This is a genomic window from Alteromonas sp. LOR (genome assembly GCF_000753865.1).
GTDB lineage: Bacteria > Pseudomonadota > Gammaproteobacteria > Enterobacterales > Alteromonadaceae > Alteromonas.
Window position 1 is genome coordinate 152566 of the sequence record NZ_JQFW01000015.1, and the last position, 26053, is coordinate 178618.

General features: G+C 46.1%; 23 protein-coding genes. 9 read left to right on the top strand and 14 right to left on the bottom strand.

Annotation, left to right across the window (positions count from 1 at the left end; genetic code table 11):
• Positions 1–11: 11 nt before the first annotated feature.
• Positions 12–1178, top strand: a complete 1167-nt coding sequence (locus JV36_RS0106030; RefSeq protein ID WP_032096324.1) for a hydroxymethylglutaryl-CoA reductase — start codon at positions 12–14, stop codon at positions 1176–1178.
• On the opposite strand, the gene JV36_RS0106035 is transcribed toward JV36_RS0106030, so the two are convergent.
• The 12 genes from JV36_RS0106035 to djlA form a co-directional block, all read right to left on the bottom strand.
• Positions 1175–1567 (bottom strand): YbaN family protein, encoded by a 393-nt coding sequence (locus JV36_RS0106035; protein WP_235207788.1) that lies wholly within the window; start codon positions 1565–1567, stop codon positions 1175–1177. The two genes, JV36_RS0106030 and JV36_RS0106035, sit on opposite strands and share 4 nt — an antisense overlap.
• A 145-nt stretch (positions 1568–1712) precedes the next feature.
• Positions 1713–2639 (bottom strand): nucleoside triphosphate pyrophosphohydrolase, encoded by a 927-nt coding sequence (gene mazG / locus JV36_RS0106040; RefSeq protein ID WP_032096323.1) that lies wholly within the window; start codon positions 2637–2639, stop codon positions 1713–1715.
• Complete coding sequence (gene relA, locus JV36_RS0106045) at positions 2617–4800, bottom strand: GTP diphosphokinase (protein WP_032096322.1); 2184 nt, start codon at positions 4798–4800, stop codon at positions 2617–2619. Before relA ends, mazG begins: the two co-directional genes overlap by 23 nt.
• 21 nt (positions 4801–4821) lie before the next feature.
• Complete coding sequence (gene rlmD, locus JV36_RS0106050; RefSeq protein WP_032096321.1) at positions 4822–6309, bottom strand: 23S rRNA (uracil(1939)-C(5))-methyltransferase RlmD; 1488 nt, start codon at positions 6307–6309, stop codon at positions 4822–4824.
• 26 nt (positions 6310–6335) lie between these two features.
• Complete coding sequence (gene acpS, locus JV36_RS0106055; RefSeq protein WP_032096320.1) at positions 6336–6716, bottom strand: holo-ACP synthase; 381 nt, start codon at positions 6714–6716, stop codon at positions 6336–6338.
• A gap of 106 nt (positions 6717–6822) precedes the next feature.
• Positions 6823–7560: a pyridoxine 5'-phosphate synthase gene (gene pdxJ, locus JV36_RS0106060; protein ID WP_032096319.1), complete on the bottom strand. Its 738-nt coding sequence runs from the start codon at positions 7558–7560 to the stop codon at positions 6823–6825.
• Between the two features lie 124 nt (positions 7561–7684).
• A complete protein-coding gene (gene recO, locus JV36_RS0106065) occupies positions 7685–8395 on the bottom strand; it encodes a DNA repair protein RecO (protein ID WP_032096318.1) in 711 nt (236 codons plus the stop codon).
• A 137-nt stretch (positions 8396–8532) separates the two neighbouring features.
• Positions 8533–8814, bottom strand: a complete 282-nt coding sequence (locus JV36_RS0106070) for a hypothetical protein (protein WP_032096766.1) — start codon at positions 8812–8814, stop codon at positions 8533–8535.
• 81 nt (positions 8815–8895) lie between these two features.
• A complete protein-coding gene (recJ, locus tag JV36_RS0106075; protein WP_081926547.1) occupies positions 8896–10617 on the bottom strand; it encodes a single-stranded-DNA-specific exonuclease RecJ in 1722 nt (573 codons plus the stop codon).
• A gap of 308 nt (positions 10618–10925) precedes the next feature.
• Positions 10926–11630 (bottom strand): bifunctional protein-disulfide isomerase/oxidoreductase DsbC, encoded by a 705-nt coding sequence (gene dsbC, locus JV36_RS0106080; protein ID WP_442853186.1) that lies wholly within the window; start codon positions 11628–11630, stop codon positions 10926–10928.
• A gap of 261 nt (positions 11631–11891) precedes the next feature.
• On the bottom strand, positions 11892–12818 hold the full coding sequence (xerD, locus tag JV36_RS0106085; protein WP_052010201.1) for a site-specific tyrosine recombinase XerD: 927 nt from the start codon (positions 12816–12818) through the stop codon (positions 11892–11894).
• 96 nt (positions 12819–12914) lie between these two features.
• On the bottom strand, positions 12915–13790 hold the full coding sequence (gene djlA, locus JV36_RS0106090) for a co-chaperone DjlA (protein ID WP_032096317.1): 876 nt from the start codon (positions 13788–13790) through the stop codon (positions 12915–12917).
• Positions 13791–14202: 412 nt separating this feature from the next.
• Between djlA and JV36_RS0106095 the strand changes: the two genes are divergently transcribed.
• The 8 genes from JV36_RS0106095 to JV36_RS0106130 all read left to right on the top strand — a co-directional run bounded on the left by JV36_RS0106095 (position 14203) and on the right by JV36_RS0106130 (position 23992).
• The gene (locus JV36_RS0106095; RefSeq protein WP_032096316.1) at positions 14203–16437 is read left to right on the top strand and encodes an LPS-assembly protein LptD; all 2235 of its coding nucleotides are present in this window, start codon (positions 14203–14205) and stop codon (positions 16435–16437) included.
• 61 nt (positions 16438–16498) lie between these two features.
• Positions 16499–17782 (top strand): peptidylprolyl isomerase SurA, encoded by a 1284-nt coding sequence (surA, locus tag JV36_RS0106100; protein WP_032096315.1) that lies wholly within the window; start codon positions 16499–16501, stop codon positions 17780–17782.
• A 14-nt stretch (positions 17783–17796) separates the two neighbouring features.
• A complete protein-coding gene (pdxA, locus tag JV36_RS0106105) occupies positions 17797–18783 on the top strand; it encodes a 4-hydroxythreonine-4-phosphate dehydrogenase PdxA (protein ID WP_032096314.1) in 987 nt (328 codons plus the stop codon).
• Entirely contained in the window at positions 18780–19607 is an 828-nt protein-coding gene (gene rsmA, locus JV36_RS0106110) for a 16S rRNA (adenine(1518)-N(6)/adenine(1519)-N(6))-dimethyltransferase RsmA (protein WP_032096313.1), read from the top strand. Before pdxA ends, rsmA begins: the two co-directional genes overlap by 4 nt.
• Positions 19608–19615: 8 nt before the next feature.
• On the top strand, positions 19616–19990 hold the full coding sequence (gene apaG, locus JV36_RS0106115; RefSeq protein WP_032096312.1) for a Co2+/Mg2+ efflux protein ApaG: 375 nt from the start codon (positions 19616–19618) through the stop codon (positions 19988–19990).
• A 9-nt stretch (positions 19991–19999) separates the two neighbouring features.
• On the top strand, positions 20000–20815 hold the full coding sequence (locus JV36_RS0106120) for a symmetrical bis(5'-nucleosyl)-tetraphosphatase (protein WP_032096311.1): 816 nt from the start codon (positions 20000–20002) through the stop codon (positions 20813–20815).
• 316 nt (positions 20816–21131) lie between these two features.
• On the top strand, positions 21132–23156 hold the full coding sequence (locus JV36_RS0106125; RefSeq protein WP_032096310.1) for a HAMP domain-containing methyl-accepting chemotaxis protein: 2025 nt from the start codon (positions 21132–21134) through the stop codon (positions 23154–23156).
• Positions 23157–23410: 254 nt separating this feature from the next.
• Complete coding sequence (locus JV36_RS0106130; protein ID WP_032096309.1) at positions 23411–23992, top strand: SOUL family heme-binding protein; 582 nt, start codon at positions 23411–23413, stop codon at positions 23990–23992.
• 183 nt (positions 23993–24175) lie between these two features.
• Here the strand turns inward: JV36_RS0106130 and lysC are convergent, their stop codons facing one another.
• Positions 24176–25525, bottom strand: a complete 1350-nt coding sequence (gene lysC, locus JV36_RS0106135; protein ID WP_032096308.1) for a lysine-sensitive aspartokinase 3 — start codon at positions 25523–25525, stop codon at positions 24176–24178.
• Positions 25526–25588: 63 nt separating this feature from the next.
• Positions 25589–26041, bottom strand: a complete 453-nt coding sequence (locus tag JV36_RS0106140) for a DUF192 domain-containing protein (protein WP_032096307.1) — start codon at positions 26039–26041, stop codon at positions 25589–25591.
• Positions 26042–26053: the final 12 nt, after the last annotated feature.

The following is a 26053-nucleotide window of genomic DNA, read 5'->3' on the forward strand; positions in this document are numbered from 1 at the left end:
AAGGATTGTTTATGCCTAAGATACCCCGTTCTCCAGCTCTTGATTACACCCGTGACATGAGCGAAAAACGCAGACAGTTTATCGAAAACGAAACCAATGCATCCCTTACTCATTCGAGTCATTTTTCTCTTGAGCCAGAATCTCTGGCCGGAAATATTGAAAACTTTACCGGTGTGGCGCAAGTTCCTATTGGATTTGCAGGCCCCATGCTGGTTAACGGTGAAGCTGCACAAGGTGAGTTTTATGTGCCTATGGCGACGACAGAAGGTACGTTAGTGGCAAGCTACAGCAGGGGTATGCGCTTAACTCGGGAAGCAGGCGGCATTAAAACCACTGTGATAGACGACGCTATGCAGCGCGCACCTATGTTTGCTTTTGCTGACGCGAGAGAAGCCCTTGCCTTTGGAAAATGGATTGAGACTAACTTTGATCAGATAAAAGTTGCGAGCGAAGAAACCACTTCAGTGGGAAAACTCAGAGACATCGAACAATATGCAGTTTCAAAACTGCGCTGGCTGCGCTTTAACTTTACCTGTGGTGACGCAGCGGGTCAAAATATGGTGAGTAAAGCAACAAAAGCAGGATGCGACTGGGTATTAGACAACTACCCTGGAAACGTTGACCACTTTGTACTTGCTGCCAACTTAGACACCGATAAGAAGCACTCACACCTCAACTCATTACACACTAGAGGTAAACGGGTCGTTGCTGAAATCACCTTGCCTAAGCAGTTGATGACAGACATCATGCATTGTCCCCCTGAAGCGCTTTTTAAGCAGCGCCAGTATTCCAACATGGGAGCCTTAATGGCTGGCAGTGTTAACAATGGCGCTCATTTTGCCAATGGCATTACCGCGGTATTCATTGCCTGCGGTCAGGATGTGGCTAACGTCGCTGAGTCCTCTGCAGGCTTCACCTATGCTGAAATTTTACCAAACGGCGACTATTACTTTTCAGTTACCATACCATCGCTCATCGTTGCGACCTATGGTGGAGGGACCGGCTTAGCAACACAGCAGGAGTGTTTAAATGTTCTGGGCTGTGCAGGAAAAGGAAAGGTGAATAAGCTCGCAGAGATCATTGCGGCGACTGTACTATGCGGCGATTTATCTCTTGGCTCTGCTGTTGTTGCAAATGAATGGGTGTCTAGTCATGAAAAATTGGGCAGAAACCGCTAAGCATTAGCGCATTCAGGTCGAGATATGACAAAGTATGCGCCTGCGCTCATAAACACCGCAACGCCAGCATATGCATAAAGCGGCGCGTTGGCGAATATACAAAATGTGATGAAGCTAAGCAGCATGCTGCAGCATGCCACACACTTTGTCCGTTTAGATATTGCGCCATTGTCGCGCCATGCGCGCAAGGTTTCACCGAAACGCGGGTGTTGCAACAACCAGCGCTCAAGCTTGGGCGATGAGCGTGTAAAGCAATAAAGCGCACCAATGAGAAAAACAGTGGTGGGCATAACGGGCAAGAAAGCACCAATAACACCTAAGAGTGTGAATAACGCACCGAGAACGGCGAAAAATGGCTTACCCACTTTTTTAATGATGCGAACGCTCAATTAACTCCCCTTAAGACCGCTGACAGTGACGCGTGACAGTAACAAGTCAGCACACTGACGATTCAACAAAGGCCAAATTTCGATTTGATAATAGTATTAGCGTAGCACGGGTTTGTTATTACAGCGCTGAAATCTCGCTACTTTTTTACAGTTTTTCTTTCGCTTTTACTTTCACCCATAGCGACTCCATCTCATCTAGCGATAAATCGGTTAATGAGTGATGCTGAGCGTGAGCCAGGTCCTCTACCGCGGTGAAGCGCTTTACAAACTTAATACTGGCTTTGCGCAGTGCGGTATCCGCGTCTATGTTGCAGTGCCTAGCTAAATTCACCATTGCAAAGAGTGCATCGCCAATCTCTTCTTCAATGGCGTCTTGGTTTCGGGTTGAGGCGTTAAGCTCTTGCTTAATCTCTTCTAACTCTTCTTCAACTTTATCTAACACGGGCAGAGTATCTGGCCAATCAAACCCTACTTTGGCACATTTTTTTTGCAATTTTTGTGCGTACATCAGTGCAGGCATTCCTTTAGGCACACTATCTAAAAGAGGCTCATTGTTTACTCGATGAGGCTGGCTGATGTCTGTGTTGGCCTGTTTTGCTGCTTTTCTCTCTGCTTTTTCTTGGGCCTTAATGGCCTCCCACTGCTGAGCCAGATCTTCTTGAGATAACCCTTCTTGAGATAATCCTTGTTGAGAAAAGGCGGATTGACTGGTTTTGGCGCCGGTTGTTACGCTGGCCTGTTCCTGAGCAAAGACATGAGGATGGCGACGCACCAGCTTATCGCTAATGGCTGTTGCCACATCGTCAAAGTCAAACTGCCCGTCTTCTTGTGCAATGTGGGCATAAAAGACAATTTGAAACAGCAAGTCGCCTAACTCGTCTCGGATATCGTCTATATCGCCACCAGCGATAGCATCGACAACTTCATACGCCTCTTCAATAGTAAATCGCGTAAGGGACTCCATGGTCTGCTGTTGATCCCACGGGCACCCGCCGTCATCAGAGCGTAGCGCATCCATAATAGACAAAAGACGCGCCACGCCGGGCAAATTAGCTTTGCTTGCGTCTTGCATCAGTGACTCCTTTGAGCTGGCGTAGGCGAGTGATGACTTTGGACAAACTGTCTAGCGTAAGCACTTCAATAGATATAGTAATTAACGCGGTTTGACGGTTTTTATCACTTAAGCTGTTTACCCCAAGCAGCGGTACATTTTCGTTTGCCAACACGGTTGTGACATCGCGAAGTAGTCCGGTTCTGTCGTGACAATGAATATCCACCGCCGTTTCAAAGCCCACCTTGAGCTCTTGTGACCAGTTAACTTCTATTTGGCGTTCGGGGTGCTGAACCAATAAGTTCTGCAATTGGTCACAACTTTCTTTGTGAACACTGACTCCCCTGCCCTGAGTGATATACCCCATAATAGGCTCGCCAGGTACGGGCTTGCAGCAGTTCGCCAATTGACTCATAAGGTGACCAACACCTTGCACAACCACAGCGTCTTTTTTACCTGTTCCAGCAGCCGTTTTGCGGGTTTTAACTTTAGGGCTAATCTCAGGCTCTACCTGAGGCGGCTCTTGTAATTGATGAATGAAGTTAACAACCTGCATCACCCTTACATCGCCTGCGCCTACCGCAGTAAATAGGTCGTCTTTCGTCTGCAGATTAAACTTCTCACACGCTTGTGCCGGGACTTTCGTGGGTAAATGAGCACGATGAAGCTCTCGCTCTAGCAGCTCTTTACCGGCGGCAAGGTTCTTTTCTCTGTCTTGTTTTTTAAAGTAAGAATGAATGGTAGCCCGTGCCCGAGAAGAATGGACATAACCCAAACCGGGATGCATCCAGTCTCTACTTGGGTTCAGCTCTTTTCCAGTGAGCACTTCCACCTGGTCGCCACTTTGCAGCAAGTAAGTAAAAGGCACGATCCTGCCATTTATTTTAGCCCCATTGCAGCGGTGCCCTACATTGCTGTGTATGTAATAGGCGAAATCTAACGGTGTAGCCCCTTGGGGTAAATCGATAACATCACCTTTCGGTGTGAACACATACACCCTGTCGTCAAATACCTGACTTCGAATTTCTTCGACTAAGTCGCCAGACTCTGCCACTTCTTCTTGCCACGCTAAAATACGACGCAGCCAGTTTATTCGCTCATCGTAACCAGACTGTTTACCCGCACTGCCCTCTTTGTACTTCCAATGAGCAGCCACGCCTAGCTCGGCATCTTGATGCATTTGCTGTGTGCGTATTTGAATTTCGATTGGCTTGCCTTTGGGCCCAACAACAACGGTGTGAATAGACTGATAGCCATTGGGTTTAGGCGTCGCGATATAGTCGTCAAATTCAGTAGGTAAATGTTTATAGTTGGCGTGAACGGTGCCAAGAGCAGCGTAACAATCTTGTAGTCTATCGGCAATAATTCTCACCGCTCGAATATCGAATAGCTGCTCAAACGTGAGCCGCTTTTTCTGCATTTTTTTCCAAATACTGAATATGTGTTTTGGTCTTCCGTACACTTCTGCACGGATGTTTTCAGTATTCATTATTCCCTGCAAATCGTCGACTATGGAATCGATGTATTCAGCCCGCTCTTTGCGTTTTCCATCAAGCTGCTTGGCAATTTGCTTATAGGTAACCGGGTGCAGATAGCGAAAGGCTAAGTCTTCAAGCTCCCACTTTAATTGCCCTATGCCCAGTCGATTCGCTAACGGCGCATAAATGCTGGCGCACTCCCTGGCCACCATCACGCGCGTTTCTTCATCGGCAACTTTAGCTTGCTGTAACGCGCAAATTCGCTCCGCCATTTTGATAACAACGGCGCGCACATCCTCGACCATGGCCAATAACATTCTGCGAATACTATCGGTGTGCTGTTCATCTGAAGAATCTGCGCGTTCTTTGCCGCTTAGCCTGCGTGCATGAAGCGACTTGATTGCATCCATTCTGCGTACGCCAACAATAAGCTCTTTTATCTCAGCGCCAAATTCATCGCTAATATCGTCTTCATTTAAAACGTGCTGTTCACAATAGGGAAAGACGAGTGCGGCCTGAAGCGTTACGTCGTCCATATTGAGCTGACAGAGAATTTCCACCATCTCTTGACCCACAAGCAGCCGCTCGGGGGAAGCAGACACTGCTCGTAACTTTTCTTTTGTGTGACTGTGAAGCCCTAAACTATCTAACCACGCCTCGAAGGGGGGTCTATGCGCTTCGTGTACCTTTCTTGTTGATACCATATCCGTAACTCACTGCGACTGCTAACGTGTGAAAAGAGCCATCATTTCCATGTGATGGGTATAAGGAAACATTTCCACTGCCCCTGCTTTTTTCATCAAGTATCCTCCCTGGATCAATACATTTGCATCTCTTGTAAAGGTGCTTGGGTTGCAAGAAACGTACACTATTGTGCTTGGTTTCGCATTAACTAATGCCTGACAAACGGTTAAGGCGCCTTCTCTTGATGGGTCCAGCAAGACTTTGTCAAAGCCGTCATCAAGCGCGTCACTCACGTTTTTATTATTGCCTAAATCTAAATGCAGCCACTCTACGTTATCTACGCCCTGTTGTTGCGCATTTTCCTTAGCACGCTGCACCATTTCAGCCACCCCCTCCACGGCCTGAACAACCGCGCCGCGCTTTGCAATAGACAATGTAAAGTTGCCTAGACCACTAAACCAGTCGGCTATTCGCTCTTGAGGCTTCGGCGCGAGCCAAGACAACGCCTGCTCTATCATTTGGGTATTAACGGATTTATTGACCTGCACAAAATCGTTGGGCGCGGGGCTTAACGTGAATTCATCAAAACTACTCATCGTCAGTGCAGCCTCAAAGTGCAGTGGGTTAAACCGCCCTTTCTTGTTTTCCAGCACCACGTTTATACGCTCTTGCTTGGCAAACAAAGTGAGTTCACTGTATAGCTCGGGGCTAAGGGCTTTTGTATGCTTAATGGTTACCTGACACACGTTATCGCCAGCAAGTAGACCAATATGGCCGATGAACCTTGTGCTTTCACACCTTGATAGTACTGCCCGCAGCGGTGCGATAAGACGGCTTAACTCATCAACAAGTACGGGACAAGAGGTAATATCAACGATGTCGCTACTCGCCTGTGAGCGAAAACCTAGCTTGAGTTTATCCGCTCTTCTTGCGTCTAGTGCTAAACGCGCCTTTCGTCTGTAAGCTGGTTTATCGCCAGCAATCGGCGCTTGCCACACGCCATCTTCCATTGCCAATTGGCGCACCATCATCGACTTAAGCGCATTGTCTCGCTCTGTTAGGGCATGTTGAGCGTCTATATGTTGAAGCTGACACCCGCCGCATTGGTCAAACACAGGGCAAAATGGCGTTGATCTCATAGAAGATGGATGAGTTATTGTGGTCGCTTTTGCGTTTACCACATTCTTTTTTGCATGCAAAACGCTGATATCGCAGGTTTCACCAGGTAGTGCGCCCTCGACAAAATGCACTGGTGTAGTTCGCGCTATTCCCTGTCCCATCCAATCTAGACTTTCTATGAGAAGTGGAGATTGAGTGTGATTAGTAGCATGGCTTTCAGAAGAGTCATGTTCAGATGCATAGGCTTTAGCGTCTTTGGCTTTAGAGTTTTTGATTTTAGAGGCATTGGCTTTATCAGAAAAACGCAGGTTGGCTACCTGTGCATTAGCGCTGGTTTTACGTTTCAATGTTGGGGTACTAAACAGCCCGTTTTGTTTTTTGCCTTTTGCCGGCTTATTGGGGTTTGACAAGGAAAGCTCCGTAAGGAATTTATATTTTATGCTGATTCAAGAATAACAGTAGCAACAGCATAGTGCTGTTCATCAGAAATGCTAATAACGCTGTTGGTTATCCCACGCGCTTCGCAACGCGCCGCAAATTCACCATTAAACGCCAGTGTAGGCGCACCCAGCCCGTTGTTTTGAACCTCGATATGTTGCCAGCTTATCCCATTGCCGATACCTGTACCTAACGCTTTTACTGCTGCTTCTTTCGCTGCAAAGCGCTTGGCTAAAAATCGCTGTGGTGTGCGGTGCTGTTCAAACTGCTGCAGTTCGTTGGGGGTTAATACGCGCTTGGCAAGCCTCAGCATTGCTCCCTCGTCTTTACCTAAGCGCACAATTTCTACAATGTCGGTGCCTAACCCTGCTATGGCCACTCAACTTTCCTTTTTCATAAAACCAAATAATAGGTATTAGACGGTGCTAGTGCTTACTATAAACTAAGCGCTCATACCAAATGAGTACCGCTAGCACCATACCCCATTAAATACCGGCTCTTGCTTCCAACATAAGTTTGCGCATATCGGCAACGGCTGTGTGTAAGCCATCGAAGGCGGCGCGGGCAATAATGGCGTGTCCAATGTTAAGCTCTATTAGCTGCTTAATGGCGGCTATAGGTTTAACGTTGTGATAATGCAAACCGTGCCCTGCATTTACTTTTAGGCCCAAGCTATCGGCATACTCAATACCTTCAACCAATCGAGCGAGCTCTACTTCTTGTTGCTGCTCGTTTTCTGCCTCGGCATATTGACCCGTGTGAATTTCAATATAAGGCGCTTTACAAGCTACCGCTGCATCAATTTGTGCTTTATCGGCATCGATAAACAGCGATACCTGAATGTTGGCTGCGGCAAGGCGCTTGCAGGCCGCTTTCATAACATCGAGGTTACCCGCTACGTCAAGGCCACCTTCTGTAGTTAGCTCTTCACGCTTTTCAGGCACAAGGCAACAAAATACAGGTTTCACTTCTTCAGCAATAGCCAGCATTTCATCAGTGACTGCCATTTCTAAATTTAGACGTGTATTGATAGTTTGAGCAAGAATTCTTACGTCTCTATCTTTAATGTGTCGGCGATCTTCACGAAGGTGAACCGTTATTCCATCGGCGCCCGCGCGCTCCGCGATGTCTGCTGCATGCACAGGGTCTGGGTAGTGTGTACCTCGTGCATTTCTCAGTGTTGCAATGTGATCAATGTTTACGCCTAACAAAATTGAGCTCATATACCTGCCTAATAAGTGATTATTTACGCGGTGAAGTGTATCAAATTTTTGCTGATAATTAGATTGCTAACGGCTTGTGTTAACAGAAAATAATTTCTGCTCTCAGCTATTAAAACAGATCTCGCTAGCGTTTTGGCGCCATACGGCTAAAAAGCTCTCTGCTTTTTAAGGGTTTGTCGCCAATTAATGGTCGCAGTAAATCACGACAAAGGACTTTCGCCACGCGTTTACTCAGTGGTGTGAACTCACCTTGTGCAAGGTCTAGTAAGGCCTCTCCTGGAAACCCTTTAAGATGTAATGCGTCTTCAGGAATAACCACAAACCCCGCTTCTGCTTGAAAGTTGTATTGGCGAGAGACTTCAACGGGAAGCTCGTATTCTACATCTAAGGTAAAATCGGGAAGTAGCCCCATTTCATCGAGAATGGCAAACTCGAATTGGCGCAGTGTTATCTCTACGTCGCCTTGCTCGCTCAATGACGCAAGTGCATCTTGATAGGCCTCAAAAACCAGGTCGCTTGCTAACCCAATAGGCATAATGCGATTGCAGAGTTCATTGACATACATGGCACAAAATAAGGTTGTACCGGGCAGAATAATGGAAGGAGCGGTACTTTCTACGTGGCGTAAGTTTTTTAATTCCGATTTGCCGCTAAGCTGAAGACGCAGCGCTTGAAAAGGCTGCAATAAACTTTTTTTGTCTGATTTACTATTTTTAACGCCTTTTGCTACAGCGCTAACCCTACCTTCTTCTAGGGTAAAAAAATCCACAATATAGCTGGTTTCTCGATAAGGACGACGGTGCAGTACGTACGCAGTTAACCATTCATTATTCATTATTTTTCGCTCAACCGTAACGTCTTCAACGTGCCTACGTTAGTCTGTTCTAAGCCGTTTATGGCCGTTGTATGGCTTGTGTTTAACTTGAATTAACGGCGTTAACTTATTTGATTAACTTAACCAGCCTAACTAAATTAACTGCGTTTTACCCGAACCACCTTCATGGTTTCAAACTCAATACCGGCAACCTCTTCAACGTGTCGATAGTAGGTTAGGTTTACCCTAGCACCCGTGAGGGATTTATAATTGTGCTTGCGCCGATAAATAAAGGGCACATCAATGCCTTCTAACATAATAGTGTGCCGGATCCAGTCGCCGTCTTTTTCTTCCCGTTGAACGTGAGAGACCACTTTGGCGTTGTCCGTTTGATTAAGCTTGCTATGCTTTTCTACAAGCTTTTCTCTTTCGCTTTTCACCGTTTCCAACCTTTTATGCTTTGCTAATATAAGCTTCGCGCTGCTGGCCGCAGCCTGCGCAACAAACACTGCCGTTTGCTGCTATGCAGCATCAATCTGCTCAATGATAAGCTGCACAGACTCCTGACCGCGAAACACGTTAATATCGAGTCTATAGGCAATATGCACATTTTTCACCATGGCATTAGGCCACGTTTTTAAATCAACATTAAACGCAATGGCGTCGATTTCCGTGCCCTCTTTTGACTTAACAACCATTTTTAGGTGTTTTTGCCCTACCAATCGCTGATCGACCAACTGAAATTCACCATCAAAAAGCGGCGACTCAAAGCCCTGTCCGAAGGGTCCTGCTTGACGCAGCATATGGGCAAATGGCAATGATAACTCCTCTGTGCCCAAGTCTCCGTCGGATAACAGTGCATGCGCAGTGTCGAGTTTGTCCATGTGAGCCTGAGTAATGTCCACAAAAGCTTGTTCAAATTCAGCTAGCTTAGCTACCGGTAAACTTAACCCTGCCGCCATCGCGTGGCCGCCAAACTTATCAATAACATTGGGGTATCGGGTGTTAACTTCATCAAGCACGTCTCGAATATGCACCCCCGGGATAGAGCGAGCCGAGCCTTTAATCACCGCGTCATCTTGATGAGCAAAGGCAATAACGGGTTTTAAATACTTTTCTTTTAATCGCCCTGCCACAATGCCGATGACCCCCTGGTGGAAGTCTGCGCGATATACAACCAGCGCTGCAGGCATATCGCCTTCATCAATTGACATTTTTTCTAGTGCTTCTTCAGCCTGCGCCTTCATGCCTGTCTCTATTTCTCGACGCTCTTTATTTAACGCGTCAAGTTCAGCGGCAATCATTCTCGCTTGAATCTTATCGTCTTCTAGCAAGCAGGCAATGCCTTGCGACATGTCGTCTAAACGCCCAGCGGCATTTAAACGTGGGCCAACAACAAATCCTAAGTCGGTAGAAGTCAGATGTGAACACTCTCTATTAGCAACTTCCACCAGCGCCTTTATACCCGGTCGACATTTACCGGCGCGTATGCGCTGTAAACCTTGGTGAACCAGAATTCGATTGTTTTTATCAAGAACCACCACATCGGCCACCGTGCCTACGGCAACAATATCAAGTAGTGTGGCTAAGTTTGGGGGTACTACACCGCTGCGTTCAAAGTAACCGCGTTGCTGTAACTCAGCCTTAATGGCCAGCATAATGTAAAAAGAAACGCCAACACCGGCCAAATTTTTTGATGGGAAGGTACAGCCGGGTTGGTTCGGGTTAACAATGGCATCAGCAGGCGGAAGTGTATCGCCAGGCAAATGATGGTCGGTAACGATTACCTCTAAGCCTTTTTCTTTAGCATGGGTGACACCGTCGATACAGGAAATACCATTATCCACGGTAACAATAACGTCGGCATCCCGCTCTATGGCCACATCGACGATAGGCACACTTAAGCCGTAACCAAAATCAAAGCGGTTGGGAACCAAATAATCGATATTGTTAAAGCCCATTAGCCTCATTGATAACAAGCATACGGCGATGCTGGTTGCCCCATCGGCATCGAAGTCTCCAACAATAATAATACGCTTATTCTGCTCTACTGCATCAGCAAGCAGCGCAGCACCAGCTTCTATTCCTTTTAGGGCTTTGTAATGGGTAAGCCCTTTAAGGCCATTTTCAAGTTCATCGGTATGACTGACTTGCCTGCCTCTATAAATTCTATCGATAACAGGATGTAACTGTGAACTAAGCATATTCGGGCTTAACTCTCGGCGCACAATAGGCAATATCATGAGGTACCACTAAGTAATGAAGCGTTGTTTCGAGGTATCGATTCTATCGCAGAGGTAGAAAGGGGTACAGTGATTCAATGAAACCAGTGTGCCTTGCCATTTAAATTTAAATTTAACGCGGACTCACTTCGCAGCATAAGTCTAAAACACGTGATGAAGAACCGTGACATTGGGTGATCAAAAATCTGAGGCATCAAAAAGAAGTTAGAGAACTGAAAGATGACAAAGCGGGAAAGACTCCCGCACTGTCACTGTTTATTTACGAGCATTGCTTTTTGACGAGCGCAGCTTATTAACAGGCTCTACTATTAACCCGCTTGCTCTAAAGCGCTGACAATAAGTGAGGCTGGTTGGTAACCAGGAATAAGTGAGCCATCTGGTAAAATAATGTTAGGAGTGCCGTTTACACCAAGTTTCTGACCGAGCTTATATTGCTCAGCCACTTTGTTTTTACACGTAGCCGATGCAACATTGTCGCCGGCTTTTGCATTGGTCAGGGCTTGCTGAGGATTCTTAGCACACCATACCGACACCATGTCATCATAATTTTCGCTGTTTAGCCCGGCGCGAGGAAAAGCTAAATAGTTTACCGTAATACCGTTGTCGTTTAACTCGCCAATTTCATTGTGAAGCTTGCGGCAGTAACCACAGGTGATATCGGTAAACACTGATATCACGTGCTTCTCATTTTTGGCTTTAAATGTGATAGACGACGCTTCCATTTCTTCTACGCCTTTAAGTCTTAACGACGTCATTGCTGCCTCGGTCTCATCTCGCATCCCTTCATCGATATTGAGCACGCGAGCTTGAATAAGAAACTGACCATCATCGCTGATGTAGAAAAAGCCTCTGTCTGTAGAAACTTGAACTAAACCAGGAACAGGGGAATCGGCAATTGAATCTACGGTTAAGCCTAATACTGAGCTAAGTTTTTGTTGAATTGCGGCGTCATCGGCAGCCTGACTAACACTACTCATCATGACTGCTGCAACAGCGATGGCGTTAATTGCGATGTTTTTTACTACTTTCACTTTAGACTTCTCCAATTGGACTCACATGGCCGCGGATGATGGTTGACGCTGGCGCAGTTTATGCGGCACGTCGCAACGACGCATTATAAAAATGTGGTTCTGACCCCATTTATTTTTTTAATCGTACCATAGGCGGTTGGAATTAAGGTAGGTGGAAGCATCCGTTTGTCGCGACTTTTGCCTGTTCCACAGCTTTCGGTACGACTCACCTTTCAGCTAACCTGTTTCACTCTCTATGCACTGCTACCCTCTCGGGTGGTGGCTGTGAATGAGCGTTTGCAGTCGTTCGGTGGCAACGTGGGTGTATATTTGCGTTGTCGATAAATCGCTGTGCCCTAATAGCATTTGTACCACTCTTAAATCAGCGCCGTGATTTAAAAGGTGAGTGGCAAAAGCGTGTCTTAATGTGTGGGGAGACAAGTGCTGCTCTATTCCCGCTTTCACCGCATAATATTTAATACGATGCCAAAAGGTCTGACGGGTCATTTGCTGCCCTCGGCGACTTAAAAACACCACGTCAGATTGCTTGGTAGCCAGCATAGGCCTTGCCGTTTTGATGTACACTAAAAGCCACTCGATGGCCTCTTCGCCAAGGGGCACTAAGCGCTCTTTATCGCCCTTACCGACTACGCGAACCACGCCTTGCTGCAAACTTATCTGATCCATGGTCAGCCCAATTAGCTCACTCACTCGAAGGCCAGTGGCATACAGCACTTCAAGCATACTCTTATCTCGACACTCGATAGGATCGTCAGTGAGCGGCGCTGCCAATAGGTCTTCCACTTGCTGTTCGCTGAGAGAAGTCGGCAATGATTTGGGCGTTTTGGGGTTAGACAGGGTCGACACTGGGCTGTCTACGCGAACCTGTTTAGCAATCAAAAAGACATAGAACGACCTAATAGCGCTTAACGCCCGCTGAGTACTTCGACTCGATAGGCCTTGTTCGTAGCGGTAGGCTAAATAGTCTTGAAGCTGCTCAGTAGTGACAACAGCAAGGTCTTTAACTCCCTCGTTGTTAAAGTAAATTGCGAGTTTTTTTAAGTCGGTTCGGTAACTTTGCTGGGTATGCTCAGATAGTCCTTTCTCTAACCACAGCATCTCAATAAAATTATCAATGTGCGCTTGGCTAGCGGCAGGCACATAGGTTAACTGTCTTGTTGTCTGTGTCATGGAAATATCACAATAGCGTTAGCATTTGAAAACCTCAAAAAAAGCCCATCAAAAGCACCGTCTAAGTCCCCGTTTGAAAACGCACTGCACGCCATATTAAAAGTCACGTCGCTGTTTAATAAGCTCATAGGCAGACTGAATATCCTGCGCTTTTTTCTTTGCAATCTCCATGGCTTGTTCAGGTAAACCTTTTGAAATCAGCTTATCCGGGTGATGCTCTGACATTCGCTTGCGGTAGGCCCGTTTAATGGTTTTTTCATCGTCTGATGCGCTAACGCCTAAAATACGATAGGCATCATCGAGGGTCTGCTGCGCGGAATAAGGCGCTTGCTGCTGGCGTGAATGCTGACGTCTACCGTTTGCTTGTCCTCGCTGGCCTCCTTGCTGTCCTTCCCGCTGGCGAAAGCGAAGCTCAGCTTCAAACATAGAAATTAAGTAGTCGAGGTCACGACGTCTAAAACCAAGAGGCTTAGCGACTTTTTCAAGCACCACATATTCTTCTTGTGAAAGCTGGCCGTCGGCAAATGCAGCTTGGATCAAAATCTCCAAAAACACTTGTAGAATATCTCGTCGACCATGCGTTGCCTCATAAAAGCCCTTGAGCATATCGGCAAGCGGAAAGTCTCGTGCTTTCGCTTCTCTGAATGCATCTTGGGCCTCGCGACGGGCATCACCGGTTAACTGCATTTCATCCATTAGCGAAGTGGCTATCTGAATTTCTCTGTCTGTCACTTTCCCATCAGACTTTGCGAGATGTCCAAGGGCACTAAACAAACTATGAAAGAATATGGCCTGCTGTTTGAGGGAGTTTTGGTCGCTGAAGAATCGGCCAAAGCCACCCATTCTATTGAAGTTTTGGCTGTAGGCTTTGTCGAAGAAGTGGCCAACCACTAACCCTAAAACGATGCCAAGAAAATGTTTCAAAAACATGAAACCAAAGAGGGCTCCGAGAACCTTACCCCAAAAAGACATTAAATTGCGCTCCTGTAGTGCTACCTTTGGCAACATCAGCTTTGTGATTTTCACAACAACTATATCAAAGACATGCCTACAGTGAAGCAGCAATGTTTGATGTATTTGCCGTTCTTAGAGGGTTATTGTGTGTAAAACGCCCTACTTCAACCTAAAAATGCGTATTATTGTGATATTTTTTTGGGCGAACGGTTGGTAATTGGTTCAGAAGTGCTTAGAATTGACCGGCTGTAGTCTACATTAAACGTTGGCGGTCTCTCGACAGTGTATCGACAGTCTTTCAACTTGGCCCGCTGCGTTTAAAACGTCTGCCGCCAGCACATTTTAAACACAGCACCGAACTTAAAAAGACCTACAGCGTCTTATATGGGGTTAAACGCATTATATTATTTAACAGGCCGCCTTTTTACGCATGAAAAATACCTGCGCCTTGCTCGTTTTCGCGACTCTATTGCCTATCGTCGCGTTTGCACAGGACACCTCCACATCGATAGCTGCTCCGTTGGCTTTTTGCAGTGCTGAACCGGTTTCGTTCAGTAGCAATAAGCTAATGGAAAAAGGCCATATAAAGGTAGAAGCAAATCGTACTGAGATTGTTGAAAACAAGGTAGCTCTGTTCTCTGGCAACGTTGATATAACCTCGGACACTGCGGTGATTAGTGCATCTCAAGCACAAGTGAACAGCGGTGGCAAAGATGTTATCGCCAAGGGCGATGTGACCTACCAAGATTCAGCGCTAAAAGTGCAAAGCGATACTGTGTCATTGCGTTCTGAAGAAGAACGCTTAGAAATGACCAATACCAAGTATGAACTCACCGGTTTTGTTGGTCAGGGCGCAGCGAAAGATATTGTGTTGGACACCGATACTGGGATAGTACTTAAGGAAGTCAGCTTTACCACATGCCCAGAAGGCGATGAAGACTGGTTAATCAGGGCCAGCGAAATAAGCCTGGAGAAAGGCACCGCGTGGGGCCAAGCCAAGCACACTCGCTTTTATATCGCTGACGTCCCCGTATTTTACCTGCCCTACTTTGCTTTTCCTGTGAGCAATGAGCGTCAGACAGGTCTGCTTTTTCCAGAATTAACCAGCTCTAGTCGAACAGGCGTAGACTACACCCAACCTTTTTACTGGAATATTGCCCCTAATTACGACATGACCATTTCTCCTCGCTTAATGACGAGACGCGGGGTTCAGCTCAATACTGAATTTCGTTACTTAACGGAAAAAAGTGAGGGTATGGCCTATGTGGAATACCTTCCAAGCGATAGCGATATTGACGGTAATCCAGACCGCTATTTTTATCGATTACAACATCAAGGGCTTGTTGGTGATAACTGGCTACTCAATATCGATTTTAATGGATTAAGCGACGATAACTATCTGCTTGACCTTGGTTCTGATTATTACAGCCGTTCCGACACTCACCTATATCGCAGCGTCGGACTTAGTTATTACGACGAAAACTTATCAGTCAACGTTGAGGTAAAAGACTTTGAAGTGCTTGGAGATACCGCCGACAGTTATCGCGCAGTACCTCAAGTAAAAGTTAATTACAGTACCGAAATGTGGCGCTATTTTGAGTTCAGCTTAGACTCGGAAATAGCCCATTTCGACAACACACTTGATACCGCGCCAACGGCCACACGTTTTCACATCGCTCCTACATTGGCGTTACCTTTACGAGCGGCATGGGGAGAAGTGGTAGCTGAAACGTCGCTGTTTCAAACCGTATACAAGCAAAATAATGTTGAAGGGACCGCATTAGAAGAAGATGTAGAGCGAAGTCTTGGGCAAGCAAGACTGTACGGTGCGCTATATTTTGAAAGAGATACCTCTTGGTTTAATGATGAACTGTCCATGACCTTCGAACCAAAAGTACAGTATTTGTATACCTCATATGAAGACCAAACTGCTATTGGTTTATACGACTCCACGGCCCTTTTAACCGACGTTGAAGGCCTGTTTCGCGGGCAGGAATTCACAGGCCTTGACCGCATTAACGACAACAATCAAATTACCCTTGGCGCAACGACTCGCATGTTAGATAAAAACAATCGGGAACAATTTGTTCTTAGTGTGGGTCAGATATTCTATCTTGAAGACAACAAGGTGATAGCAGCAACAAAAGATCAGGACCGTTCTGCCCTTGCCGCCGAGATAGACTGGCGCTTTGACCAAAATTGGTATTTCCACTCCGACGTTCAGGTAACCACCGACACCGATAAGGTTGACTTGAGCAGCGTTGGAATAGAATACAGAAAAGATGCATCTCGCTTTCTTCAACTTAGCCATCGTTATGTTCGCAATTTAAGTGGCGAGACAATTGATCAAATTGGAATATCTGCCAGCTGGCCTATTAACAAAAACTGGCAATGGGTTGGCAGAACGTACAGAGATTTAGAAAGAAACCGCAGTGTCGAAACCTACGCAGGCCTGCAATATGAATCTTGCTGCTGGGCTGTGCGCTTTGTGGCCCAGCGAACGCTTAACAATCGTTTTAACGACAATGGTGAGCAAACCACAGACGATTTTGACTCAGGGGTTTCACTGCAGTTTATTTTCAAAGGAATTGGCTCGATGGCGAGCAGAAGAAGCATGCTGGAAGACGGTATGTTTGGCTATCGACAGCCTTATAGTTTAAATTAACCCGTAATTACGCACCGATTAAACGTGCGTTAATACATTAACCAATAATAAAAGAGTGTGTATGAAGTTCATTATCCGTGCATTGATGTTAGGTGCAGTACTCTCATTTAGCAGTATGGCACAAGAGGTCATGCTTGATCGCGTTTCCGTGATTGTTGACCAAGGTGTAGTGCTAGAAAGCGAAATCGCTGCACTAGTAAAAGAAGTAAAGCGCAACGCAGAGGCGAACAATCAAGAGCTTCCCTCAGATCGCGCCCTAAGAACTCAGGCCATTGAGCGCTTAATAACCAAAAATCTTCAGCTTCAAATGGCTGACCGTATGGGTATTCAAATTAGCGATCCACAGCTAGAGCAAACCATTGGTAACATTGCGGCAAATCAAAATGCCTCTATGGAACAATTGAGAACTCAACTCGCTGCAGAAGGCATTGCGTATGACGACTACCGCGAAGACATTCGTGAAGAAATCATCATGGGCGAAGTTAGACGGGCCAATGTTCGTCGTCGTGTTTATATTACGCCACAAGAAATTGATACGTTAATGGGTCTTATAGAGCAGCAAGGTGCAGAGCAAGCAGAATACCGCCTTGGTCATATTCTTATCGGTTTCCCTGCCGACCCTACCGACGAAGATATCCAAGCCTCTCGTGAAAGAGCGGAAAAGGTTATCTCGTTACTCGAGTCTGGCTCAGATTTCACTAAAATTGCTATCGCATCATCGTCGGGTAATGAAGCCCTTGAAGGTGGTGACATGGGTTGGTTAAACATCAACGCAATGCCGACGCTGTTTGCTGAAGCCGTGCAAAACAAAGAAGTGGATTCATTGGTAGGCCCCATTCGAAGTGGCGCCGGTTTCCACATACTAAAAGTCGTTGATACCCGCGGTATTGAGAAAGTGACGGTGCAAGAAGTTAATTCTCGTCATATTTTGGTTAAGCCTTCTATTATTCTTAGTGAAGATAAAGCGAAGGACATGCTTGCTGGTTTTAAAGAAGACGTAATAGCTGGCGAAGCTGAATTTGAAGAGCTGGCTAAAGAATATTCAGAAGACCCTGGTTCAGCCCTTCGCGGCGGAAATCTTGGTTGGTCTAACCCAGATAACTACGTACCTGCATTTAAAGACGCGCTGGCAAACCTTGAGCCAGGTGAGTTTAGTGAGCCTGTGCGCTCAGTTCACGGTTGGCATTTAATTCAGCTTATTGAACGTCGCGTTGACGATGCAACTGATAAGCGCAAAGAAGAAAAGGCCTATCAGCTGATCTTTAATAGGAAGTTTGCCGAAGAAACAGAAAACTGGCTTCGTGAAATGCGCGACGCAGCGTATATCGAAGTTATCGAGTCTTAAACTATAAGTTATTCATGAGCAGACCAATTAAAATAGCAGTAACGCCGGGCGAACCAGCGGGCATCGGGCCAGATTTGATCATTAAACTGGCCCAAGAAGAATGGCAAGCTCAGCTTGTTGTATTTGCCGATAGCGATATGCTTACGGCACGTGCCAAGGATCTTGGCATTCCTTTAACACTAGTCGATTACGACCCCGACAACGCTGATATTCAAGCGCCGGGGTCATTGTTTATAAAGCATATCGATAAGTCGGCAGACGTTGTTGCCGGTACACTCGATAGTGAGAACGGCCTGTACGTAGTGGAAACACTGCGCCAAGCCTGCCAGGCCAACATTGATGGTGATTTTGATGCTGTGGTGACTGGCCCAGTTCACAAAGGCATTATTAACAAAGCGGGTGTTTCTTTTAGTGGTCACACTGAGTTTTTTGCCTACCAGTCAAATACGATTGATGTGGTGATGTTGCTTTCTACAGAAGGGCTCAACGTTGCACTGGCCACCACACATATTCCTTTAGAGTATGTTGCAAAAGCCATTACGGGCACTCGCCTTCACAAAGTGATTCATATTATTCATACCGATTTAAAGCTTAAATTTGGTATTAAAGAACCACGTATTTACGTGTGTGGACTGAACCCTCATGCGGGAGAAGACGGTCATATTGGTACTGAAGAAATCCGTACCATCACGCCTGCCCTCAACGAGCTTCGCGAAGAAGGGCTTGATATCATCGGCCCACTCCCCGCAGACACCATTTTTCAACCTAAATACCTGCAAGATGCCGACGTTGTGTTGGCGATGTACCATGACCAGGGCTTACCTGTGTTAAAGTACAAGGGGTTCGGCGCGGCGGTAAACATCACTCTGGGTTTACCCTTCATTCGTACATCGGTAGACCACGGTACTGCGCTTGATTTAGCCGGTACTGGAAATGCCGACGCCGGTAGTTTCAGAAAAGCATTGGAAAAAGCCATTGAGCTTGCGCAGCATCAACAATGAGTAAAACACACTTAGGCCACACGGCACGAAAACGATTTGGGCAAAACTTTCTTCACGACGATTATGTGATTGGAAAGATTGTTGCGGCTATCGCCCCCAAAAATGAACAAAACTTGGTTGAAATAGGACCGGGTTTAGGCGCGCTTACCGACCCGGTATGCGAAGAAGTAGACAGACTCACAGTTATTGAACTTGATAGAGATTTGGCCAAGCGCCTGCGTCAACACCCGTTTAATGGTGAAAAGCTCAACGTTATTGAGCAAGATGCAATGACAATGGATTTCTGCGCATTATCAAAAGAAATGCCTGATAGCGACCGTAAGCTTCGAGTATTTGGCAATCTTCCATACAACATCTCAACGCCACTTATGTTTCACCTTTTTGATCACGCGCCCTGCATTGAAGATATGCACTTTATGCTGCAAAAAGAAGTGGTAAACAGACTGGCCGCTGGCCCTGGTTCAAAAAGCTATGGCCGCCTTTCGGTAATGGCGCAATATTACTGTCATGTTATTCCTGTACTAAATGTACCACCAGGTGCTTTTAACCCGCCGCCTAAAGTAGATTCAGCGGTTGTTAAACTTGTACCTCACAGTGTACCGCCTGTTCAGGTAGAATCGCTAAGCACCCTTGAAAGAGTCTGTGCTCAAGCATTTAACCAGCGCAGAAAAACAATTCGTAATTCTTTGAAAGACTGTTTAAGTGAAGAAGAAATCACTGAGCTGGGCCTCGACCCGAAGTGTCGCGCCGAAACGCTCTCACTGACTGATTTTGCTACCATTGCAAATGCCGTTTCTAGCAAAGAATACCACCAAGAGTCTTAGTTTTTTCTATGCATGAATTAGATATCCAAGTGCGAGTGAAAACTCGCCACTTGCCTGAACATCTCCCCTCCGATTCCGCGCAATTCGCATTTGCCTATCACATTACGATTGAAAACAAGAGTGATGAAACCGTTCAGTTGATTAATCGCTACTGGCGTATTACTGATGCAAATGAAAAAACGTCTGAGGTTGAGGGTGCAGGTGTTGTGGGAAAACAGCCTATACTGAAACCTAATGAAAGTTTTGAATATACCAGTGGCGCGGTAATCGATACCCCTGTAGGCAACATGGAAGGGTATTATGAAATGGAGCGCGAAAATGGTGAGCGCTTCAGACTCCCTATCGATGTATTTAGACTTGCGATTCCCCATATACTGCATTAAGGATGAATGATGGCTAAAGGCAACACTTATGTCATTGGCGATATTCAGGGCTGCTACGATGGGTTACGACGCATTTTAGACAAAGCCAAGTTTGACCCTTCCAAAGACACGCTTTACGCCGTGGGCGACTTAGTGGCACGCGGAGAAGACTCCCTCAGCACACTGCGATTTTTAAAGTCCCTTGGAAACAGTTTTTCTAGCGTACTTGGCAATCACGACCTCCACTTCTTGGCTACGCTCAATCATATTCACAATGCCAAAAAGTCTGACAATTTAGACCCTCTGCTAAACGCCAGCGATGTCAAAGAGCTAGAGACATGGCTGCGCCAGTTTCCCCTAGCGGCCAAGTTAGACAAACACACGCTAATTGTCCACGCTGGTCTTTATCCAAGCTGGTCAATGAAAAAAGCACTGTCGCTCAGTAATGAGGTGTCTGAAGCCTTAAAGGGGCCTGATTACGTCAACCTCTTAAAAACGATGTATGGCAACACGCCAGTGAAATGGTCGAAAGAACTTAGCAAAGAAGAGCAGCGCCGCTTTACTGTCAATGCGTGTACGCGAATGCGCTTTGTCACGGAATCAGGGGAGCTCAATTTTGACAACAAATCCCATCCCGATAGCGCGACAGATGACATCAAGCCATGGTTTAAGCTGCAAAACCCGAAGCTAAAAGCCAAGCAAAAGGTCATATTTGGTCATTGGGCTGCCCTTTCTGGTGAGACACAGTCGCCTCAATTCGTTGGTCTTGATACTGGCTATGTGTGGGGACAAACCTTAACCCTAATGAACCATACATCTGGTGAGCTCATCACGCTCACTGCTTGAGGGTAAAAGCACTTTCCATATACCTTCTCCTCCTAATTCCCTTTTCTTATCTCGCGCTTTACAACTCTAAGCCGCCCTAAAATAGGCGGCTCTTAGCGACGCGACTGGTCATACCTAAAAATAAATGTCATAAATTTAAGAATAGGGGTAAACATTAAGTAGTTGTAGTCGATACATTATTTTAATGTCCCGTAATAAAAATGCACACTAAATATGCTCAACGCTAAGCCACACCATAAACAATGAGGTATATTTTGAACGGTTTGCGAGGTAATATTGTGGAAAAGAAAAACAAAAACACCCATCAGGAGTTCCGATGAAAATAACCGTAGCCACTCGCGTCATTGGTGGATTTGTAGCGATAAGTGCGCTGCTCATTGTTGTGAGTATTGTGTCCCTCGTCAACCTCAACTCCATTGGTTCAGCAACTGAAGAAGTTAACGACGTCGCTCTGCCGAGTGTTGCGGGAAGTAATGCGCTTAAAGCGAGCTTCCTGAATATGGGCCGACTTACCTTCGAAAGTTATATAGAAGAAGAGCTATCTGGTCTGTCAGAAAAGCGTAATTCATTCAATGCCGCACAAGATACCTTTGATTCTGAGTACAACCAGCTAGCGCAAGCTGTCAGCAAAGATGCTGAGCTACAGGGCTCCCTCAATTCAGTTCGCGACGCCTATGAAGCCTACACCAAGAACGTAGATGCTATGTATGCCAATCACAAGCAGTATCTTGATCTGCGCAACACCATCGCGGACCGTCTAGGTGACGCAGAAGATAATGCTGATGACGCATCAACCTACCTTCTCGATTTTTCTGATTTAGACTCGGTTCAGCGTATTCCTGAGCTACGCCGTGCATCTGAAATTGGTAGCGAACTTGAAACCTCTCTTCTGTCTTTGCTCACTGTATCTTATGAGTACATTAAAACGCAGACACTACAACGCTCTCAAACACTGGGTAATGAAGTTGATTTAGTTGTCGACAAGGTGGTTACTCAGTTAAGTGAAATGAACGCAGCTGCCGATGGCCGCGACGATTCTGGAACCCTTGATGATATAAACGATTTAGTCAACGACGCCATCAACGCTATTAAGGCGAGTGATGGTGTGATGCAGCTTCACGTAGACAGACTTGAGCGTCGTAATGACGCAGAACAAGCGCTGAACGCCTCTGACGCTAACATAAATCAAGGTACGTTGGAGCTAAGCCGTTTATTGACCTTAGCTGACAAGAAAGCCAGCGATATAGAAACACAAGTAAACTCAGCCATCACTACGGGTAACACTTTCGTTATTGTTGTTGTACTTGCGTCAATCGCCGTCGCTGCATTTATCGGTTACATCACCGTTCGCGCTATTACGCTTCCGCTAAGCCGAGTAAACGAGCTACTTACCGTGGCGTCCTCTGGTGATCTTACTCATCGTCTTGATGATTCTGCTCAGGATGAATTTGGTTTACTAGCAAGAAACTGCAACACGCTTATCGGCAATTTAAAAGAGCTTATCACTGGTATTAATGTTCGTGCAGAGCAATTAGCCGCTGCATCGGAACAAACCTCGGCCGTGACTGCGCAAACGACTCACTCCATTCAAGATCAGAAGTCTCAAATTGGTCAGGTCGCTACTGCCACCACAGAGATGCATTCTACGTCTCAATTAGTTGTGCAGAGCGCTGAAGATACACTTAGCCAAATTCGTCATGCTGACAAAGAAGCAGAAAACGTTCGCTCAATCTCCCTTGAAAACAAAAACACCATTGAGATATTGGCGAAAGACGTTCAAGACGCTGCCGACGTTATTAACAAGCTACATCAAGATAGCGCGAGCATTGGCGGTATCCTTGATGTGATTCGTGGAGTTGCAGACCAAACTAACCTGCTTGCACTAAACGCTGCCATTGAGGCTGCTCGTGCTGGTGAGCAAGGCAGAGGTTTCGCGGTGGTTGCCGACGAAGTAAGAACCTTAGCAAGCCGTACGCAGCAATCTACGCAGGAAATTAATGCCATGATTGAAGTGCTTCAGGCAGGTGCTGAACGTGCAGTAGCTGTGATGAATCAAGGTAAAGAGCAGACTGCGGCCTGTGTTTCACAGACTGAGAAAGCAACGCAGGCGCTTGATATCATCTCTGATGCGGTTCACAGAGCCCATGATGTCAGCTCTCAAATTGAGCAGTCTGCCCGAGAGCAAAATACGGTTTCACAAGAAATCAGTCAGAAGCTTGAAACTATTGTAGGCATTGCTGAAGAGACTACCGCAGGTGCTCAGCAAACCTCTGAGTCAAGCCATGAGGTTGCAAGGCTTGCTGATGAACTTCAGCAGTCTATTCGCCAATTTAAGGTGTAAATTACCATCTAATAATGCGAAAAAGCCCCGTATTAACCTTGTTAATGCGGGGCTTTTTATTGTAAACGCTTTTCTGCATCCGTCATCTCTATCGCCATCCCCCGCCCTCGCCAGCTAAATGCAATCTAGTTGCCATCTACATCTGCGCAGCTATGTGACCAAATACCGATGCAACAGCGTATAAACTGCAAATATCACTAACGTATAGCATCACCGTGAAACTTCTAGCGCTTACCTTACTTTGTGGATTACTCATGTCTAGCTTCTCCGCCCGTGCCGATAAAACCTATTATAAAGACAGCGAAACCATCGCCTACAAAACGATTGACTCTCTTGCAGAGGAAATTGAAGTGAGAGAGTACCCTGCTTCTCTTGCGGTAATGTCGAAGGGTAGCAGCGACAATGGCGCATTTAGGCTTTTATTTAATTACATCTCTGGTGAAAACAAAGCACGCAGTGAAATTGCGATGACATCACCGGTAGAAGTGGGTAACGAACAGGTAGAAAGTGCAAAAATCGCCATGACGTCGCCCGTTGAGGTTACCTCAAAAAACACCATGATGTTTTTCCTGCCAAGTAAATACAACGTGGATAACGCGCCCGTCCCCTCACACCCTGCGGTATCATTAGTTGAAGTTCCACCAAGAAAAGTGGCAGTAATTCGCTACTCTGGATTCAACAATGACGATAAGCGACAGGCGTATGCCGAAACGCTACTGAGAACACTTAAGGAACAGGGTTATGACATTGCCGGTAAACCAAGTTACCTAGGCTACGACTCACCATTTACCCTACCTTGGAATAAACGTCACGAGGTCATTGTTCCGGTAAAATAAAGCAGTGTAAGTAGCGCTCTGCATGGCTATAGAGAGATAAAAAAACGGCCCGAAAAAGGGCCGTTTTTGATGTGTTTTTTAACTACTCGCTCTTAGCTACAAGCTTTACCTACAAGCTTTTACTCACAGGCTTTTAACCACAAGTACAGAGCAGATAGTGAGTACTCACCCTACACGAAAATCCTATTCGAACAGCGCTCTATGAAGTTTTCTCACCACGTCATCGCTATTCGTTTCGTTAACTAAAAACGACAAATTGTGCGGGTTAGCGCCAAAGCAGATCATGCGTAGATTAAAATCTGATACCGCAGCTAAAATTTTACTGGAGACACCCACCGCGGTTTGCATGTGGTTACCTACCACTGTGACCAAGTCGTAACCCTTCTCAACGGTAACGTCACAAATTGTTTCTAATTCAGCAATGGTCTCTTTATTAAGACGTTGAGCAACAGAGTTAGCCGGATTGTCTAACGTAAATGACACTGAAATTTCTGAAGTCGTCACCAAATCAACACTTAGCTTATGCTTAGCAATAATAGCAAACACCTGCTGCAGAAAGCCCTGAGCGTACATCATCTTAGGTGTTTTCACCGTCACCATCACTTGCTCTTTACGGCGTGTAATCGCTCGGTAGGGCGGCTCAAATTCGCAGTCGCGAACAATCCAAGTACCGCCTTTCTCAGGCTCTTTGCTTGAACCTACAAACACCTTAATGTCTTTGCGCAGCGCCGGTTCCATTGTAGCAGGGTGAAGTACCTTAGCACCAAACGTGGCCATTTCAGCCGCTTCTTCAAAGCTTAACTCAGGCAGTGGCCGTGCGGTATCGGTTATGCGGGGATCTGTGGTGTATACACCAATAACGTCGGTCCATATTTCACAAGCTTCGGCATTCATAGCTTCTGCAAGAAGCGCAGCGGTAAAGTCAGAACCTCCTCGCCCAAGCGTAGTGGTGTTGCCATTTTCGTCTGCACCGACAAAACCCTGTGTTACCACAATGGCGTTTTCAATTTCAGGTGCAAGCAGCTGCTCTGCCAAAGTGGCAATTTGCTCAATGTGTGGCGCCGCTTCTCCAAACTCGCTGTCCGTGCGCAGTACTTTTCTCACGTCAAAATTTATCGTTTTCACGCCTTGCTCAGCAAGTACCGATGAAAACATAAGAGAAGACATTCGCTCGCCCATTGAAAGCAATTGGTCTTTTAAGTCATTGCGATGCAAAATTTCTTCGTGAAACGCTAAAGCGCGGACTTCCTCTAGAAGATCATTCAGCTTAGTTTCTACCGACGGTTTGTCTTGTAACTTGTCGAGTATGGCAAGCTCGATGTCAGTGATAGCTTGGCATGTTTCATCTATCTGCTGCTGCGTCATAGGGGTATGAGCCAAGCTAACCAAGTGGTTAGTTACGCCCGCTGATGCGCTTACCACAACGATACGCGTATTCTTATTACCGGCAACAATTCGAGCACAGTTTTGCATTACAGTATAATTGGCAACACTGGTTCCGCCGAACTTAGCTATCGATAAGGCATTTGTCACTTTATTTAACTCCAGATTAGCACCAGTTTTTCACTGGCGTACTGCGCATTGATATAGCGCAGCTTAACGATGAATTGTTATTTGGTCTCCAACCTTCACGTTGTGATTGGCAAACCACCCTTGGTTCATTTCCAGTGCGTACAGTACCTTTTTCGATGAGCCTACAGATTCTAGGCTATGAGGCATCAAAGGTTTTATATCAGTAATGACACCGTTTCTGTCGATAAATGCTACGTCTAAGGGTATAAAAGTGTTCTTCATCCACATACCCGCGTACTTCGCGGTATCAAAGGTGAAAAACATTCCACAATCTTCACATAATTCTTTTCTAAACATAAGCCCCTGAGCACGCTGCTCAAAGGTTTTTGCGTACTGAACGTCGTATTTTTTATCACCCATGGTAATTGAGATACGATCAAAACTGACTTCATTCATTTTAGCGACAGGGTCCACCTGCGCTTGCACGCAACCAGCCGATAAGCAAATAACTATTAATACAAAGAGAAGCTTGTCCATTAGACGTTCCTA